This window comes from Pseudoalteromonas sp. S558 (assembly GCF_005886635.1).
In the GTDB taxonomy this organism is placed as follows: domain Bacteria; phylum Pseudomonadota; class Gammaproteobacteria; order Enterobacterales; family Alteromonadaceae; genus Pseudoalteromonas; species Pseudoalteromonas aliena.
On record NZ_PNDU01000545.1, the window covers coordinates 1 to 939 of the forward strand.

The window sequence follows — 939 nt, forward strand, 5'->3', positions numbered from 1 at the left end:
TAAGATCATACTCACCCTAAGCACAGGTTTCAGAATCTATATGGATTGCTAGATGTCGCAAGCCTGTATGAAAGCTGGGGTCAACTCAATAAATTAGCCAGTCCCGGTATTGATGGCATCACGATGCCAAAATACAAGTCGACGTTAATTGAAAATATCGAACGTTTAAGTCAGCAACTCAAACAGAAAAGTTATCGAGCTAATGATATTAAACGCATCTACATCCCAAAATCCAATGGTAAAGAACGACCGTTAGGGCTTCCAACAGTTGATGACAAACTTGTGCAACAAAGTGTTAGTCAGATCCTGCAAAGTATCTGGGAGCAAGACTTTATGCGCAATAGCTATGGGTATAGGCCGAATAAAAGTGCACATCAAGCAGTACATAGCCTAACAATGAATCTTCAATTTAAAGGATATGGTTATATCGTTGAAGCTGATATTAAAGGCTTCTTCGACAACCTTGAGCATGAGTGGCTGATGAAAATGTTAGCGTTACGCATTGATGATAAGGCAATACTAAATTTAATTAATCAATGGTTAAAAGCACGGATAAAATCACCCGATGGCGTATTCACTAAACCATCAAGTGGAAGCCCTCAAGGTGGAATTATCAGCCCAGTGTTGGCTAATATATATCTGCATTATGCTTTAGATCTCTGGTTTGAAAAGAAAGTAAAGCCGAGGATGCGTGGAAGAGCAATGATGATCCGCTATGCAGATGATTTTGTTTGCGCGTTTCAATTTGCAAATGACGCAGAGCGCTTTTATAAAGTGTTACCCAAGCGATTAAAGAAATTTAATCTAGACGTTGCGCAAGACAAAACATCATTAATGCGATTTAGCAGATTTCATGTTGGTCGAAAACGTCACTTTGTATTTCTAGGGTTTGAGTTCTATTGGGGCACAGATTCAAATAGTAAGCCACGACTTAGCGGA

At 39.3% G+C, this 939-nt stretch carries 1 protein-coding gene; it reads left to right on the forward strand.

Going from position 1 to position 939, the window contains the following annotated elements:
- Positions 1 to 45: 45 nt before the first annotated feature.
- A partial coding sequence (gene ltrA / locus CWB66_RS21345) for a group II intron reverse transcriptase/maturase (protein ID WP_252371825.1) occupies positions 46 to 939 on the forward strand: 894 nt, incomplete at its 3' end.